Here is a 15,015-nt window from a genome sequence, read left to right as displayed (position 1 = left end):
CCTCGAATCAATTCAGTCAGTGAAGATCTCGCGGTTGACCGTGTGCAGGTACGGGATCGCGAGGAACGGCGTGATGTAGAAGATGTCGTACAGCCACCAGCCGATGACCGGGAAGACCACGCCGGCATAGCGTACGTCGGCGTACATGGTCATGTTGAACACGTACAGGCACCAGATGAGCACGCCCATCCAGCAGGTGATGATCATCCACTGTTGGCCCCAGCGCTTCATCTGCAGGAAGCCGATCGCCGCTGCACACCGCATCGCGAAGACCGTCAGGATCATCCCGAAGACCATCGACTTCTCGCCGGGTCCGGCGGCGCCGCCGACCCAGGCTTCGTTGTAGTGCCAGAAGTAGCCCGCGTCGAACATGGCGCCCCAGCCGACCATCAGCACGCGATTGATCAAGGTGTGGTTGGCGACGAGATCCAGTGCCCAGCCGAGGCTGTTGAGCATCCCGTCGATCAGCACGAGGTATCCGATCAGCGTGACGATCATCGGCCGCATCGACAGACCGGCGCGGGCCGCTTGGCGCTGCAGCCACACGCCGCGCAGGAAGATGGGCAGTCCAAAGATTCCCGGCGCCCACATGCCCATCAAGCCTGCGCCGACGATCATCCACTTGTCCGCCCGGCGTTGCGCCAGGCGCGACTCTTCATCGTGCTCGTCGAGGCTTACCGTGCCGCCCGCCCGCACATCCATACTCACAACTCCCACCACCCGCGGGCGAAGGACATGTACAGCTGGATTCCGAACATCGTCAGTAGGTAGCCGTAGATCACAATCTGCAGGACGATGAGAGCTCGCTTGCGCTTCTTCTCTTTCTGATCCATGTTCGCCGTGCTCCTTCCTAGTGTGTTGGGCTCGAGCTGTCGGCGCCGGCCAGGCTGGCGACGGCGACTTCGCGCAAACCTTCGGAGATCGCACCGTCGCTCGACAGGGGCGCGAGGATGCAGGCCTCAGCGGCCTCCAATTCGGTTGCGCCCGCTGCGATCAACTGCGCGGCGCTAACCAGCACGCGGGTAGACGGGGGTTCGAAGTGGAACGCTTCGTCGGCCGTCCTGATGGCTGTGGCGCAAGCAACGAGTCGCGTCGCCGACGGCAATGCGATGCCCGTTTCGGCGACGACCACCTCGGCCTCGCGCTCGGACGGCAGGTAACGCATCGGGAGCGTGACGAAGCGCTGACGGAACGACGGCTTGAGCTCCTTCAACGAACTGCGGTAGGCCGGGTTGTAGCTGCACACGAGCATGAAGCTCTCCGGTGCAGCGACGACCTCGTCGGCACGGTCCAGGTAGAGAGCGCGACGGTGATCGGTCAGCGAGTGCAGGATGGCCAACGAGTCGTGACGGGCTTCCACGACCTCATCCAGGTAGCAGACCGCGCCGGCCTTGACCGCCCTCGTGAGGGGTCCGTCGGTCCACACCACGTCACCACCGGTCACCATGAATCGCCCGACGAGATCTGAGCTGGTCAAATCGTCGTGGCAGCTGATGGTCACTACCGGACGTCGCAGCAGCAGACCCATGTGCTCGACCAGGCGTGTCTTGCCGCAGCCGGTCGGACCGGTGAGCATCACCGGCAGGTGCCGGTGATAGGCCTGCTCGAACAATTGAACTTCGTTGCCGTTGGAGTAGTAGGTTTCGGTCATGCGGTCACCTCGCAGGCTCGGCCCCCGCATGCTGATCTATCGATTCGCTCGCAAGCTTCGCTCACGCGGCCACCAACTCTCGATGCACATGGGCTAAGACGCGGGGGAGCTCTTCGATACGCCGGATGCGTTGGGAGCGGCGAGGTCCGAACACTTCGGGGAGAGGGTCGACGCGGGTTGGTCCGACGCCGACGTAGTACATGCTCACGCCCGCGTCGTTGGCTTCCTCCACGGCATGCGCCGCATCAGCCCAGGCGTAGCGGCCCTCGTAGCCCTCGTCGGAGATCAGGCCGTCACCGATCACGATGAGTAGGCGCCTCTCCGACGGTTGGTCGAGGAGTCGGCTCGTCAGATGGCGCAGCGGCGCACCGAGCCTGGTGTATCCGCCGGTGGCAAGGCCGAGGCCGCCCGGGGGCACGAACCGGCGATCCTCGAACTCCTTGAGGCACGTCACCTCGACACGGTGGCGCGTGTTGCCGGTGAAAACGAAGATGCCGTGGCGCTCGCGCGCCAGCGTCATCGCCTGCGATAGCGCATCGGCACAGGCCAACTCGAGCCTGAAGATCCTGCCACCGTGCACTCCGAGCGACGAGCTCCCGTCGAGCAGCAACGCCGTGGTGACGTCGCGGCTGCTGGGCAGCAGATCGCGGAAGATGCGCGGCTCCAGCGCATCACCGGTGGTCAGGTCGATGTAGTGGCTGACGTACTGCTCGACGTCGAGATCGGAGCCGTCCTCCAACCGGTTCTTCATGGCGCGATGGGTGTGCTCGGAGAACCATTTGCGCAGATCGGCGTCGGCCGTCACCGGATGGCGGTGGCGGCTCGAATGTGGGCGCTCGAGAACTGAGACGTGGTCCGCCATGAAGCTCTTCGTCCACGAATTCCATTCGGGATACGGGATGCCGGGACGGTGTTGCGGCGTCACGTCGAAGTCGTTGTCGTGCGGTCGGCTCGGTGGCGGCAGGTTGGGGTTGCGTACGCCGCCGTCGCCGCCGACGGGAACAGAGTAGGGCCGTGGCAGTCGCTTCTGCGAGGTCGTCCACGGCATTCTGCCGAAGGTCCGACGCAGCTTGTCGGTGAGCCCCTGCGGGTCGGTGTATGCCTTCGGCAGGGTACCGAGCAGCGGGTCGACGATCAGCTGTTGCGACGAACGCGCCATTCCGAATGCGCGATCGAGCATTTCTTCGGCGCCTATATCGCCTGCCGCATCGTCGAGGTCGGGCAGCAGCCGCCGGATCTCAGGCAGTAGCCCGGGCCAGTGCTCGGCGACCCAGCCCAGGGCGACGCTCGCCTCGACGAGTGTCAGCGCACTCAGCTCCCGCGCCGACAACTCGTTCAATCGGTAGCCGACGATTCGGTCCTTCGACGGTGAACATTGGAGCGCCACACCGCATGTCAAGGTGCGGCGAGTCCAGGTACGCACCGGCGGCGGATACGGGACATGGATGAAGTCGAGTGTGGAGCTGAGACCGAAGTCCCGCCTGGCCCCGCTGACCAGCCGCACCCCCTGGCGACGCTGTCCGCTCAACGCGACCGCCGTCACCGCACAACTGCGCTCGACAGCACGCGCGTGCGCATCGGATAGCTCGGGCATGCCTTTATCGAATCGCTTCAGAACGTGCCGATATTCGAGAACATCCAGTACCAGAACCAGATGATCAGACCTGTGCCGCCCCATGCGGCGACGTAGCGCAGAATCTCCCAAACCCAATCCACTTCAGGCCTCCTCGCCGTTGGGTTGTCGCATGCACGACGCGGTCATCGGAACTCCAAGCCGCGCACGGCGGTGGACACCAATTCGGCCAGCATCGTTTCTCGGGTGTCGAAATTGCTCATAGTGGTCAGCACGCCGTAGATGCCGAGAAGAAAGAACGCTGCGCTGTAGAACGCGTCCACCTCCGGATGGACTTCGCCGTCGCCTCTCGCCCGTTCGATCTCTTGCACAAGAAGCACTATGATCGGATGATCGGTCCACTCGTCCTCGTTGGGCCGTGTCGGCGAGAAGTGCAGCGCAAGTAGCTCTTTGAAGAGCACTGGGCCAAGCCTTCGTTCGAGCCCCGCGACCAGGTGCACGGCTTCGGTGAGCGCGGTCACCAAATCGTGGCGCTCATCGAGGAACCGGCCGAATTCGGCAGCCATCCGCGCTTCCTCGCGGGTCTCCAGTTCCAGCAGTACGTGCTCCTTGCTGGGAAAGTGAAAGAAGAAGGTTCCGTGCGCGACGCCTGCTGCGGCGACGATCGCATTGACGTCTGCGCCGGACATGCCCGCGCGCTTGAATTCGGCGATCGCCGCGCCGAGTATGCGTTCCCGCGTCTGCAACCGGCGCGCGTCTCGCGACGACTGCTTGACCTGAGGCGTCATGGTCCGCTCTTTGTAACCCAGTTACTGACCAAAGTCAATGAGTGCAGTCATTGAAGATCAGTCCGAGAAGATCTCGCGATTGACCGAGTGAAGGTACGGGATCGCAAGGAACGGGGTGATGTAGAAGATGTCGTACAGCCACCATCCGACTACCGGCAGCACGACTCCGGCGAAGCGCACATCGGCGTACATGGTCATGTTGAACACGTACAGGCACCAGATGAGCACACCCATCCAGCAGGTGATGATCATCCATTGGTGGCCCCATCGCTTCATCTGCAGGAAACCGATCGCAGCGGCTATCCGCATCGTGAAGACGGTGAGGATCATCCCGACTTCCATGGCCTTCTCACCAGGCCCTGCAGCCCCGCCCAACCACAACTCGTTGTAGTGCCAGAAGTATCCGGCATCGAACATCGCGCCCCAGCCGTTCAACAGGATGCGGGCCAGGATGGTGTGGTTGGCGACAAGGTCGAGTGCCCAGCCCACGGTGTTGATGGCAGCGTCGATGATCACGAGGTAGCCGAGCAGTGTGACCAACATGGGCCGGACCGTCAGGCCCTCTCGTTGCGCCTTGCGCAGCAGCCATACACCGCGGAGGAAAAGCGGAAGGCCGAAGACGCCCAACGCCGCGGTGCCGATCAGGAGGCTGCCCGAGATGAGCCACTTGTCAGCCTGGCGCTGCGCACGCCGTGACGCCTCCATGTGTTCGTCGAGGCCGCTGCCGGTGAGATCGGTCTTCGGCGTGTCTACCCGGCCACCGCGGCCAAGTCTCAACGTCGGCAGATTCACGATGACTGACTATAGTCAATTACGCGAAGCGGTCAATCGGCTACGTGGCGCCGATCCCCCGCAGCGTCCTGGCCACGTAATCGTCGAGCATTGCGCCCTGTGCCGGCCAGTCGTGTGTCGTCGTGAGCAGCGCGTACAGGCCGAGGAGGAAAAACACCGCGCTGTTCATCGGGTTCACGTCAGCGTCCACCTGGCCACGTTTCTGCGCGTGTTCAATCTCCTCGGCGACTGTGACGATGACGGGGTGTTCATTGCTTTCGTCGGCAGGGCGCGTTTGTGAGAAGTGCAGGGCCAGGAAGTCTTTGAACAATGCGGCACCCAACCGGCGCTCCAATCCCACGACAAGGCGAACCGACTCCTCGAGTATCGAGGGGAGGTCGGGGTTGGAGCCCACGTAGCGATCGAGCTGCTTCGCGATACGCTCCTCCTCGCGCCTCTCCAATTCCAGCAGGACGTGTTCCTTTGTGGGGAAATGAAAGAAGAAGGTGCCGTGCGCGACGCCGGCGGCCGTCACGATGGCGCCTACATCAGCCGCCGCGAGACCGGACCGCTTGAACTCGGCGATGGCGGCGCCCATGAGTCGTTCGCGAGTTTGTAGACGCTTCGCTTCACGCGCTGAGGGCTTGTCTACCACGGCCATACGGCCACAATATCGTCAAGCGTCCGATGCGCGTGGGGTGGCGCGTTGACTTCAGTCAGCATGATCCGTTTAGATGATGGCCACGATCTGCAACTGGAGGATGACGATGCGCCGAGTAGTTCAATTCTCCACCGGCAATGTCGGCCAACATTCACTCAAGGCGATCATCGGGCGGCCGGATCTGGAGTTGGTCGGCCTACACGCGGCAAGCCCGAACAAGATCGGACGAGACGCGTCGGAACTCTGCGGACTGCAAGAGCCGACCGGCATCATCGCTACCGATGACATCGACGCGTTGATCGCGCTGAAGCCGGACTGCGTCGTCTACACCGCCCAGGCCGAGACGCGACCGATGGAAGCCCTCGACCAGATGTCGAAGTTCCTTGCTGCTGGCGTCAACGTGGCCGCGACATCGATGGTGTGGCTGGTGACGCCCCGCCAGGCCGACGATTGGCTGCGAGGACCGCTGGAACAGGCGTGCGAGACCGGAAACGCTTCGCTGTACGTCAACGGCATCGATCCCGGCTACTCCGGTGACACCGAGGTACACAGTGCGCTGAGCTTGGTTACCCGTGCGACGTCAATCCTCGTCCAGGAGATCTTCGACTACGCCAACTACGACGACTACGAATTCACCGGGGTATCGATGGGCTTCGGGATGACCGCCGACGCGGACCCGCCGATGCTCTTCCTGCCGGGCGTCCTCACAGCGATGTGGGGCGGTCCGGTCCGCAACCTCGCAGATCAACTCGGTGTGGAACTCGACGAACTCCGTCAGCGCATAGAACCCTGGTACACCGAAACGCGAATCGAATGCAAGATGGCGACGATCGAACCCGGCCAGATGGCCGCCGTCCGATTCGCGGTAGAAGGGGTACGCGACGGGGTGCCGGTGATCACGATGGAACACATCACCCGGCTCACAGCTGCGACGGCACCGGATTGGGAATATCCCCCCGACGGCAAGCCCGGAGTCCACCGAGTCGTCGTCGAGGGCGAACCTCGCGTCGAACTCAACACGCATGTCTCCGACCCGCGTCTTGACGTCACCGAGGCAGGATGCGTCTCCACCGCTGCCCGTGTGGTGAACGCGATCGACTGGATCTGCAACGCCCCGGCCGGAATCATCTCCGTGGAGGATATTCCGCTCTCGGCGACGATCCGCGGTCTGATGTGGGGCTAGGCCGTAGCGAGCTTCCGCAGTGGTCGCGCAGCGGTCTCCTTCATGGTCAGAACCGTTGCGAGCGAAACGATCGCGGCGATGACGACGTAGTAGGCCGGGGCCAACTCGTTGCCTGTTCGGTCGGTGAGCCAGGTCGCCACGTACGGCGCCGTCCCTCCGAAGATCGCGACCGAGATGTTGTAGCCGATCGAGTATGCGCCCGACCGGACGCGTGTCGCGAACAACTCTGCTCCAGCCGCCAGTGCGGTCGACGCGAACACGGCTTCGACGGCGGCAAGGCCGGCGTGGCCTGCGATCGCTGCGGCCAGCGACCCGGAGTTGAGCAGTAGGAACAGGGGATAGGTGAAGACGATGAAGCCGACCGCGCCCGCGATGAGCATCCGCTTGCGGCCCACCCGATCGGACAGCGCGCCGAGCGGCGGAATGAGGATCAGGGCGACGACGCTGGCGACGGTGATCGAAACGAATGCGTCCATCTTGGTGAACTCGAGGGTCTTGGTGAAATAGCTCGGCAGGAAGGTGAACACCGTGTAGAAGCCGACGTTGTGGATGATGACAAGTCCTGCGATCTGCAGGATGGGTCGCCACGACGTGGTGAGGGCTTCCTTCAGGGGTGACGACGACAGTTCGCCTGCATCCCGCAGTTCCTCGAATTCCGGTGTGTCGTGCAGCCGCAACCGAATATAGAGGCCGACAGCGCCGAGCACGCCCGCCAGCAGAAACGGAATACGCCAGCCGTAGGCGTTCATGGCGGCTTCCGACAGCAGCGCTTCCAGCACGGTGACGGTGATGGACCCCAGCAGGAAGCCGAGAACCACCGACCACACCAGAAACGACACCACGAAGCCTCGGTGCCTGTCGGGGGCGTACTCGGCGAGGAAGCATGCGCCGCTGCCGTATTCGCCGCCCGCCGAGAAGCCTTGCAGGCAGCGAAGGAGGAGCAGAAGAAGCGGTGCGCCGACGCCGATGGCGTCATAGCTTGGCACGAGGCCGATCGCGAACGTCGAGAACGACATCAACAGGATCACGATCGCCAGCACGCGCTGCCTGCCGATTCGGTCGGCCAGCGGCCCGAAGAAGAATCCGCCAAGCGGTCGCATGAAGAAGGCGGCGGCGAAGATGGCGAAGGTGTTGAGGAGTGCGACGGTGTCGTCGCCGGAGGGGAAGAACTTGTCGGCGATGTAGGTGGCGAGCACGCTGTAGACAGCGAAGTCGAACCACTCGACGGTGTTGCCGATAGCGGCTCCCCGCACCGCCTTCCGGGTCTCCGACGGTGTGGACCGGCGAGGTGGGATCTGTTCGTCGGGCACGGTCATGGTGACTTCTCCTGGGAGTCGAATTCGATGTGCGGTCGGTCGGTGATGAACATGTGTCCGGGGGCATGGAAGATCGCCAGCGACGGTTTGGCTTCGACGACGACGGCCTGGGGCGTCACCCCGCATGCCCAGAACACCGGCACTTCGTCGGCCCCGAGAGTGACCGGATCGCCGAAATCGGGCGCGTCGAGATCGGCGACGCCGATGGCAGCGGGATCGCCGATGTGCACCGGACCGCCGTGCATCGCCGGGAATCGTGACGAGACTTCCACCGCACCCGCGATGTGCTCCGGTGTGAAGGGTCTCATCGATACGACGAGTGGGCCCTCGAACGGCCCAGCGCCCGCGCAGCGTCGATCGGTGACGTACATAGGCACGTTGACGCCCTGGCGCTGATGCGCGAGCGGCAGACCCGCAGCGGCCAGCGCCCATTCGAACGTGAAGGAGCAGCCGAGCAGGAAGCCCACCAGATCGTCACGCCAGTATTCGGTTATGTTCGTCGGTTCGTCGAGCAGTGAGCCGTTCTCGAACACGCGGTAGCGCGGGAGGTCGGTGCGTAGATCCGACCCGGGCGACAGCGTGCTGGGATGCGGTGACCCGGTGTCGGTGACCTCGAGCACCGGACACGGTTTCGGGTTCCGGACACAGAACCGCAGAAAGTCGAGAGCGTCCGCCGCGGGCAGAACCACCAGGTTGGCTTGGGCGAACCCCGGCGCGAGCCCACTGGTCGGGCCCGTGTGCTCACCGGCGCGGATGCGGGCACGAGCGTCATGGAGACCGGACGCTGCAGCGCCCTTCACCGCCGGCGTCTCCACGCCCATTGGGCGGGTGTTCCCGTTTGCGCGGGCTACGTAACGTCGGCCTCGCTTCGGGTGGAACCGCCGCGCCACGGGCCCGGCATCAGGCAGACGGAGATCGCCGAGATCACCGACACGGCGACGAGATAGCCGACGATCGCGTCACTGCTCTTCGTCGCGTTGTACAGCGCGGCGGCGATCGTCGGGGCGAAAGCCGAACCGACGACCTGCGACAGCGTGTAACCGATCGAAACGCCGCTGTACCGCACGTCCGCGTCGAAGGCCATCGAGAACAACGCACCGGTGACCCCGGCGGCGGGCGCCATCGCAAGCCCGAACACCAGCACCAGCGCGACGAGAAACAGCGCAGGTTCTCCGGTGTTGATCATCGAGAATACCGGGCCGATCGACGCCGCCATCAGCACGACCCCGGTCAGGAAAAGCGCCTTTCTGCCCACTCGGTCGGACAGGGAGCCGAACAAGGGGTACATCACCACTGCCACCACGGCGGCGACGAAGACACCGAACAGGGCCCAGGTGCGGTCAATCTCGGCGACCGTCGTGCCGTAAGCGACAAGATATGCCACGCATATGTACGCGAAAACACCCTGCGACAGGTAACTTCCGGCGACAAGCAGGATCTGACGCCAGTGCCTGCGGAAGGCCTCTGCGGTGGGCATCCGCGCCACGCCCGATGTATCCCGCAGCTCAGCGAAGTCCGGGCTCTCGGACAGCGTCAATCGAATCACCAGACCGATGACGATCAGCACCGCACTGAAGAGGAACGGGAGCCGCCAGCCCCAGGACAGGAACGCGTCGTCGGGCAGCTGTGAGGCGAGGAAGAATGCCAGTGTCGCGCTCGCGGTCCCGGCGGGCGCACCCATCTGCGGGAACGCTCCGTAAAAACCTCTGCGCTCCGTCGATGCGTGCTCGACCGCCATCAACGTCGCGCCGCCCCATTCGCCGCCGACCGCGAAGCCCTGCACCAACCGCAGCGCGGTCAACAGGATCGGCGCGGTGATTCCGATCTGGGCATAGGTGGGCAGAAGCCCGATCAGCACGGTCGAAACACCCATGCCGACAAGTGAATAGACCAGCATCCGTTTTCGCCCCAGCCGGTCGCCGAAGTGACCGAATACGATGCCGCCGAGAGGTCGGGCGAAGAACCCGACGCCGAATGTCGCAAAGGACAGCAGGACGCCGGACGCGGGTGACGCGGTGGGGAAGAACAGCTTTGGGAAGACGAGAGCAGCGGCCGTCCCGTAGATGAGAAAGTCGTAGAACTCGACCGTGGTGCCGATGAAGCTGGCCACGGCGACGCGCAGCGGCGACACCAGGGTGGTCGTCGCGGCCTGCGCCGACATCAGTTCAGTCGCTGGCCGGAAGTGGCTTGGCTTCCTTGATGGTCAGCGGCGTCGATCCCACCGAAAGGGTGCCCTTGCCCGCCTTGGTCACGAGCACCTCGGCGCCGTTGTCGTCGACGTAGCGCTTGCCCATCAGGTTGCCGTCCGCCAACGCTTCGTCAAGAGTCAGATCGGAGGAGACGTCGTCACCGATCGGCACCATCGGGGCGCCGCCCGCGCGTAGATCGTCGAGGCTGTCGGCCGACCGCACGACGATGACCTGGGTGTCGCACACCTGGCTCTGCAGGCGCGTGCCGTTCTTGATCATGCTGGCTCCTTACTGGCGTTCAGCTCGCTGACGAGTTCGCGGCGCAGCACCTTGCCGGTCGCGTTGGTGGGCAGTTCATCTCGGAACACCACCTTGTCCGGGGTGCGCGATCCGCGCAGCTGGCCGCGCACGAAGCCACGCAGATCCTCGGCATCGGGCGATGCCCCCGATGCGGGCACGACGACGGCCACGATGATCTGGCCCCACTGAGCATCGTCGGCGCCGACGACCGCGCAGTCGTGCACGTGCGGATGTTCGACGAGCACATCCTCGATCTCGGCGGGTGCGATGTTCTCACCGCCGCGGATGATGGTGTCGTCGGATCGGCCGCCGATGAAGAGGTAGCCGTCCTCGTCGAGATAGGCGACGTCCTTAGTGGGGAACCAGCCGTCATCGTCGAGTACGGAGCCGATACCGGTGTAGCGGCCGGACACCTGCTCGCCGCGGACGAACAGTTCACCGGGTTGCCCTGCGCTCAAAACGGTTCCGTCGTCGGCGCGGATCTGCACCTCGACTGTCGGCACCGGTTGCCCGACCGAACCGAGCCGACGCGCGACCGCCTCGTCGGCGGCGCCGAGGGCGGTGCGGTGGTCGTCGGGGGTGAGCACCGCGATCGTCGAGCTGGTCTCGGTGAGTCCGTAGGCGTTGACGAAGCCGACATCGGGCATCAGCGACAACGCCTTGCGCACCAACGGAAGTGCGACCTTGGATCCGCCGTAGGCCAGCGACCGTAGCGTCGGCAGCGGCGTCTTCTCCGTTTCAAGCACCGCGACGATGCGGTCGAGCATCGTCGGCACGACTGTCGCCGACGTAACCCCCTCCTCGGCGACCAGCCGGACCCATTCGCGAGCGTCGAAGCTTGTCAGGTACACCATCTTTCGGCCCGCGTAGAGGTTCGACAGCGCCGCGCTGACACCTGCGATGTGATACGGCGGAACGCAGATCAGTGCCGCGTCCTCCGGCGCCGCCGCGCCGAACTCCACCGTGCCGGTGATGTAGCTGGTCAGGTTGTTGTGGGTGAGCTCGACAGCCTTCGGACGCGAGGTCGTGCCGGAGGTGAACAGCACGACGGCGACGCTGTCGGGATCGGCGAACTCGGCTGCGGGTTCTGCGGTGCGTGCCGAAGCGACGAACTCCTCGGAGGAGATTACTTGCTTCCCCGCGCCGGCCACGACGTCGACGTACTCGGCGTCGGCGACCACCAGCGGCGTGGGCAGCCGGTCGATCAGCTCGCGCAACCCGTCGGCGCTGAGGCGGTAATTCAGCGGAGTGACGGCGACTGCGGCCCGGGCTGCGGAGAACAACAGCAGCGGCAGCATCGCCCCGCCGGTGCCGACGTAGGCGACGTGCTGTGCGCCAGAGGACGCGATGACCCCGGCGCCGCCGTCGGCAAGCGCGCTGAGTTCGTCGGTGGTCAACCGCATGTCGCCGGAGACCAGTGCCGTCCGGTCTGGATCGCTCGAGGAAGCCATCTCGAGCAGCAAAGAGATGCTCATGATTTGTCGACGAAGATATCAAGGATGGGGTCGTCGCCGCCCCCATAGCGGGACAGATCTGTTCGACCGGCCTCGGCGAGCACCTGCGAGTCGATGTAGCACTGCCCGTTCACCTCGGCGGGCGGCCTGGAGAAGATCTCGACCGCGGCGTCACCCACGATCTGCGGGTCGCGCGAGCGGGCGGCCAGCTTGTCGCCGTCGGCGAGGTTGGCCACCGCCGAGGTCGCGATGTAGGTCTCCGGCCACAGGCAGGAGAAGCCGATTGCCGTGTCGGAATATTCGGCGGCCCAGCCGAGCGAGAGCAGGGTCATCCCGTATTTCGAGAGCGTGTAGGACGGGTGCGCGCCCAGCCAGTGGGGGTTCATGTTCATCGGCGGTGCCAGCGTCAGCACGTGGGCGGCACGTGACTGCCTGAGATGCGGGAGTGCCGCCTTCGTCAACAGGAACGTGCCCCTGACGTTGATGTGCATCATCAGGTCGAACTTCTTGGCCGGGAGCTTCTCGGTCGGCTCGGTGGCGATGGCGCTGGCGTTGTTCACGGCTATGTCGACGCCACCGAAACGCTCGACCGCGGTGTCGATGGTGCGCGCCACGTCCTCCTCGTTGCGCACGTCGCCGACCACAGCCACGCCTTTACCTCCGGCCGCCTCGATCTCTGCGACCGCGGTGTGCACGGTGCCTGGCAGCCTTGGGTGCGGTTCGGCGGTCTTGGCCAGCAGCACGATGTTCGCGCCTCGGCGCGCGGCGCCCAGTGCGATCGCCAGCCCGATCCCACGGCTGGCGCCAGAGATGACGAGCGTGCGATCGGTGAACGAGTAGCTGGACGGCTCAGTCATCGGCCTCCTGTCGACGAAGACTCACCCTAACAAATCGGTATTGACGTTCTCATTTTACGCAAGTGCCATAATCACTGTGTACCGGGTGTTCGCCTCGGTTCGGCCCCACTGCGCACGTGCTCTCCCGTGCGCATTTCCGGCGTGCGGTATTGGCATTCTCATTTTTTGCAAGTACGTTATCCATTGATGACCGAGCCCGTTCAGACCCCCTCCGGCATCCCCCTGCAGCCCGTCTACGGGCCGGGCGATCGCGCCGGTGAGCCGCCGTCGCCGGGGGACTATCCCTTCACCCGCGGCAACTTCGCCAGCGGCTACCGCGGAAAGCTGTGGACGTTCCGCCAGTACTCGGGTTTCGGGACGGCCGAGGAGTCCAACCGTCGCTACCGGTATCTGCTCGACCAAGGCGGCACGGGCCTGTCGGTCGCGCTGGACCTGCCGACGCAGTGCGGCTTCGACTCCGATGACCCCGAAGTCAGCGAGGAGGTCGGCCGCGTCGGCGTCGCCGTCGACACACTCGCCGACGCCGAGGTCCTCTTCGACGGCATTCCGCTGGACAAGATCAGCACCAGCTTCACGATCAACGGCACCGCGGCGATCCTGCTGGCGTTCTACGTCGCGGCCGCCGAGAAGAAGGGGGTGCCGAGAGAGAAGCTCACCGGCACCATCCAGAACGACATCCTCAAGGAGTACGCCTCCCGCGGCACGTGGATCTGGCCGCCGGAGCCGTCGCTGCGGCTGATCGCCGACACCATCGAGTTCTGCGCTGCTGAAGTACCGCGATTCAATGCGATATCGGTGGCCGGTGCGCACTTCCGCGACGCAGGCGCGAACGCCGTCCAGGAGATGGCGTTCACGCTCGCCGACGGCGTCACCTACTGCGACACCGTGGTCGAGCGCGGCCGGATGACCATCGACAAGTTCGCACCGCAGATCTCCTTCTTCTTCTACACACACGGCGACTTCTTTGAGGAGATCGCGAAGTACCGGGCAGGCAGGCGGCGGTGGGCGACCATCGTGCGCGAGCGCTACGGCGCCACCAACGAGAAGGCGTCGATGTTCCGGTTCGGCTGCGTGTCGGGCGGCGCCTCGCTGTACGGGCCCCAGGCGCAGAACAACATCGTGCGCGTCGCCTACGAGGCGATGGCGTCGGTGCTCGGCGGCGTCCAGTCGATGTTCACCGCCGCATGGGATGAGCCGTTTGCACTGCCCACCGAGGAGTCCGCGACGCTGGCGTTGCGTACGCAGCAGATCCTGGCGTACGAAACCGGCGTCGCGGCCGTCGCCGACCCGCTCGGTGGGTCGTATTTCGTTGAGGCACTGACGGATGCGACCGAAGACAAGATCATCGAGATCATGCACGACCTCGAGACCCATGGCGGCATGGTCCGCGCGATCGAGGACGGCTACCTGCAGGGCCTGATCGCCGACGAGGCATACAAGATCCATCACGAAGTCGAATCCGGTGCCCGGCCCGTCGTTGGCGTGAACAAGTTCGTCACCGACGCGCCCGCCCCCGACGTGTCGATGTACGAACTCGACGCCGAGGGTCGTGACATCCAACTCAAGAGGCTGTCGAAGGTGAAGGAGGAGCGGGATTCCGACGCCGTCGCCGCCAGCCTCGCCGCGCTGTCGCGTGCCGCCGAAGGCGACGACAACCTGATGCATCACCTGATCGGCTGCGCCAACAACTACTGCACGGTGGGGGAGATGGTGAACGCGCTGAAAGCGGTATGGGGCGAGTTCCAGCAGCCGGTGGTGTTCTAGTGGCGACCAGGGTTCTTGTCGCCAAGCCGGGTCTGGACGGGCACGACCGCGGCGCGAAGATCGTCGCCCGCACGCTTCGTGATGCGGGTTTCGAGGTCATCTACACCGGTATCCGGCAGCGCATCGAGGACATCGTGTCGATCGCGCTGCAGGAGGACGTCGCGCTGGTCGGTTTGAGCATTCTCTCGGGTGCGCACGTGGCGCTCACCACCCGCACCGTCGAGGCGCTGCGGGCCGCGGACGCCGGCGACATCGCCGTGGTCGTCGGCGGAACCATTCCCGAGGCCGATGTGGCGAAGCTGATGTCCGCCGGTGCGGCCGCGGTCTTTCCGACTGGGACACCGCTGGATGTGCTCGTGCGCGACGTGCGCGCGTTGACGGAGAAGGCCGGGGAGTCCGTATGAGCCGCCGAACGAGGCGAAGGCCTGCGGCCCCGCAGTCACCGAGCGTGCGCTCAACGCGAATCCTCGGCCGATTCCTCGCAGTGGATGCACACTCGGCGCTCGTC

General features: G+C 64.8%; 16 protein-coding genes. 3 read left to right on the top strand and 13 right to left on the bottom strand.

The window, feature by feature from the left end:
* Window positions 1-12: 12 nt before the first annotated feature.
* The 7 genes from C6A82_RS18840 to C6A82_RS18810 all read right to left on the bottom strand — a co-directional run bounded on the left by C6A82_RS18840 (window position 13) and on the right by C6A82_RS18810 (window position 5,444).
* The gene (locus C6A82_RS18840; protein WP_105349173.1) at window positions 13-702 is read right to left on the bottom strand and encodes a hypothetical protein; all 690 of its coding nucleotides are present in this window, start codon (window positions 700-702) and stop codon (window positions 13-15) included.
* Between the two features lie 2 nt (window positions 703-704).
* Window positions 705-833, bottom strand: coding sequence for a hypothetical protein (locus C6A82_RS18835; protein WP_255419282.1), 129 nt, complete (start codon window positions 831-833; stop codon window positions 705-707).
* 17 nt (window positions 834-850) lie between these two features.
* Window positions 851-1,651: a CbbQ/NirQ/NorQ/GpvN family protein gene (locus tag C6A82_RS18830; protein WP_105349205.1), complete on the bottom strand. Its 801-nt coding sequence runs from the start codon at window positions 1,649-1,651 to the stop codon at window positions 851-853.
* 61 nt (window positions 1,652-1,712) lie between these two features.
* Window positions 1,713-3,245, bottom strand: a complete 1,533-nt coding sequence (locus C6A82_RS18825) for a nitric oxide reductase activation protein NorD (protein ID WP_105349174.1) — start codon at window positions 3,243-3,245, stop codon at window positions 1,713-1,715.
* A 164-nt stretch (window positions 3,246-3,409) separates the two neighbouring features.
* Window positions 3,410-4,012: a TetR/AcrR family transcriptional regulator gene (locus C6A82_RS18820; protein WP_105349175.1), complete on the bottom strand. Its 603-nt coding sequence runs from the start codon at window positions 4,010-4,012 to the stop codon at window positions 3,410-3,412.
* Between the two features lie 57 nt (window positions 4,013-4,069).
* Window positions 4,070-4,804: a hypothetical protein gene (locus C6A82_RS18815; protein WP_396836319.1), complete on the bottom strand. Its 735-nt coding sequence runs from the start codon at window positions 4,802-4,804 to the stop codon at window positions 4,070-4,072.
* 40 nt (window positions 4,805-4,844) lie between these two features.
* Window positions 4,845-5,444: a TetR/AcrR family transcriptional regulator gene (locus C6A82_RS18810; protein ID WP_105349176.1), complete on the bottom strand. Its 600-nt coding sequence runs from the start codon at window positions 5,442-5,444 to the stop codon at window positions 4,845-4,847.
* A 106-nt stretch (window positions 5,445-5,550) separates the two neighbouring features.
* On the opposite strand from C6A82_RS18810, the gene C6A82_RS18805 reads away from it, so the two are divergent.
* On the top strand, window positions 5,551-6,627 hold the full coding sequence (locus tag C6A82_RS18805; protein ID WP_105349207.1) for a dihydrodipicolinate reductase: 1,077 nt from the start codon (window positions 5,551-5,553) through the stop codon (window positions 6,625-6,627).
* Here C6A82_RS18805 and C6A82_RS18800 read toward each other — a convergent pair.
* Genes C6A82_RS18800 through C6A82_RS18775 form a run of 6 tightly spaced genes read right to left on the bottom strand, consistent with a single transcriptional unit; the run spans window position 6,624 to window position 12,743 of the window.
* Window positions 6,624-7,943: an MFS transporter gene (locus tag C6A82_RS18800; RefSeq protein ID WP_105349177.1), complete on the bottom strand. Its 1,320-nt coding sequence runs from the start codon at window positions 7,941-7,943 to the stop codon at window positions 6,624-6,626. The genes C6A82_RS18805 and C6A82_RS18800 overlap by 4 nt on opposite strands.
* Window positions 7,940-8,764: a putative hydro-lyase gene (locus tag C6A82_RS18795; RefSeq protein WP_105349178.1), complete on the bottom strand. Its 825-nt coding sequence runs from the start codon at window positions 8,762-8,764 to the stop codon at window positions 7,940-7,942. Before C6A82_RS18795 ends, C6A82_RS18800 begins: the two co-directional genes overlap by 4 nt.
* A 26-nt stretch (window positions 8,765-8,790) precedes the next feature.
* Window positions 8,791-10,104 (bottom strand): MFS transporter, encoded by a 1,314-nt coding sequence (locus C6A82_RS18790; RefSeq protein WP_105349179.1) that lies wholly within the window; start codon window positions 10,102-10,104, stop codon window positions 8,791-8,793.
* 4 nt (window positions 10,105-10,108) lie between these two features.
* Complete coding sequence (locus C6A82_RS18785; RefSeq protein ID WP_105349180.1) at window positions 10,109-10,411, bottom strand: hypothetical protein; 303 nt, start codon at window positions 10,409-10,411, stop codon at window positions 10,109-10,111.
* A complete protein-coding gene (locus C6A82_RS18780; protein WP_105349181.1) occupies window positions 10,408-11,907 on the bottom strand; it encodes a class I adenylate-forming enzyme family protein in 1,500 nt (499 codons plus the stop codon). The genes C6A82_RS18785 and C6A82_RS18780 overlap by 4 nt, the downstream gene beginning before the upstream one ends.
* A complete protein-coding gene (locus C6A82_RS18775; RefSeq protein WP_105349182.1) occupies window positions 11,904-12,743 on the bottom strand; it encodes an NAD(P)-dependent oxidoreductase in 840 nt (279 codons plus the stop codon). Before C6A82_RS18775 ends, C6A82_RS18780 begins: the two co-directional genes overlap by 4 nt.
* A gap of 186 nt (window positions 12,744-12,929) precedes the next feature.
* On the opposite strand from C6A82_RS18775, the gene C6A82_RS18770 reads away from it, so the two are divergent.
* Both C6A82_RS18770 and C6A82_RS18765 read left to right on the top strand, forming a co-directional pair.
* Window positions 12,930-14,507: a methylmalonyl-CoA mutase family protein gene (locus C6A82_RS18770; protein WP_105349183.1), complete on the top strand. Its 1,578-nt coding sequence runs from the start codon at window positions 12,930-12,932 to the stop codon at window positions 14,505-14,507.
* Window positions 14,507-14,911, top strand: coding sequence for a cobalamin B12-binding domain-containing protein (locus C6A82_RS18765; RefSeq protein ID WP_105349184.1), 405 nt, complete (start codon window positions 14,507-14,509; stop codon window positions 14,909-14,911). Before C6A82_RS18770 ends, C6A82_RS18765 begins: the two co-directional genes overlap by 1 nt.
* Window positions 14,912-15,015 lie beyond the last annotated feature (104 nt).

Origin of the sequence: Mycobacterium sp. ITM-2016-00318 (genome assembly GCF_002968285.2) — a bacterium.
Taxonomy (GTDB): domain Bacteria; phylum Actinomycetota; class Actinomycetes; order Mycobacteriales; family Mycobacteriaceae; genus Mycobacterium.
The sequence above is the reverse complement of the archived record's forward strand: the minus strand, read 5'-3'. Positions and strand labels throughout refer to the sequence as shown.

Excerpts from the sequence above, each read along its gene's own strand:
- C6A82_RS18840 (WP_105349173.1), bottom strand. The coding sequence starts at position 702 with ATGGATGTGCGGGCGGGCGGCACGGTAAGCCTCGACGAGCACGATGAA.
- C6A82_RS18835 (WP_255419282.1), bottom strand. The coding sequence starts at position 833 with ATGGATCAGAAAGAGAAGAAGCGCAAGCGAGCTCTCATCGTCCTGCAG.
- C6A82_RS18830 (WP_105349205.1), bottom strand. The coding sequence starts at position 1,651 with ATGACCGAAACCTACTACTCCAACGGCAACGAAGTTCAATTGTTCGAG.
- C6A82_RS18825 (WP_105349174.1), bottom strand. The coding sequence starts at position 3,245 with ATGCCCGAGCTATCCGATGCGCACGCGCGTGCTGTCGAGCGCAGTTGT.
- C6A82_RS18820 (WP_105349175.1), bottom strand. The coding sequence starts at position 4,012 with ATGACGCCTCAGGTCAAGCAGTCGTCGCGAGACGCGCGCCGGTTGCAG.
- C6A82_RS18810 (WP_105349176.1), bottom strand. The coding sequence starts at position 5,444 with ATGGCCGTGGTAGACAAGCCCTCAGCGCGTGAAGCGAAGCGTCTACAA.
- C6A82_RS18805 (WP_105349207.1), top strand. The coding sequence starts at position 5,551 with ATGCGCCGAGTAGTTCAATTCTCCACCGGCAATGTCGGCCAACATTCA.
- C6A82_RS18800 (WP_105349177.1), bottom strand. The coding sequence starts at position 7,943 with ATGACCGTGCCCGACGAACAGATCCCACCTCGCCGGTCCACACCGTCG.
- C6A82_RS18795 (WP_105349178.1), bottom strand. The coding sequence starts at position 8,764 with ATGGGCGTGGAGACGCCGGCGGTGAAGGGCGCTGCAGCGTCCGGTCTC.
- C6A82_RS18790 (WP_105349179.1), bottom strand. The coding sequence starts at position 10,104 with ATGTCGGCGCAGGCCGCGACGACCACCCTGGTGTCGCCGCTGCGCGTC.
- C6A82_RS18785 (WP_105349180.1), bottom strand. The coding sequence starts at position 10,411 with ATGATCAAGAACGGCACGCGCCTGCAGAGCCAGGTGTGCGACACCCAG.
- C6A82_RS18780 (WP_105349181.1), bottom strand. The coding sequence starts at position 11,907 with ATGAGCATCTCTTTGCTGCTCGAGATGGCTTCCTCGAGCGATCCAGAC.
- C6A82_RS18775 (WP_105349182.1), bottom strand. The coding sequence starts at position 12,743 with ATGACTGAGCCGTCCAGCTACTCGTTCACCGATCGCACGCTCGTCATC.
- C6A82_RS18770 (WP_105349183.1), top strand. The coding sequence starts at position 12,930 with ATGACCGAGCCCGTTCAGACCCCCTCCGGCATCCCCCTGCAGCCCGTC.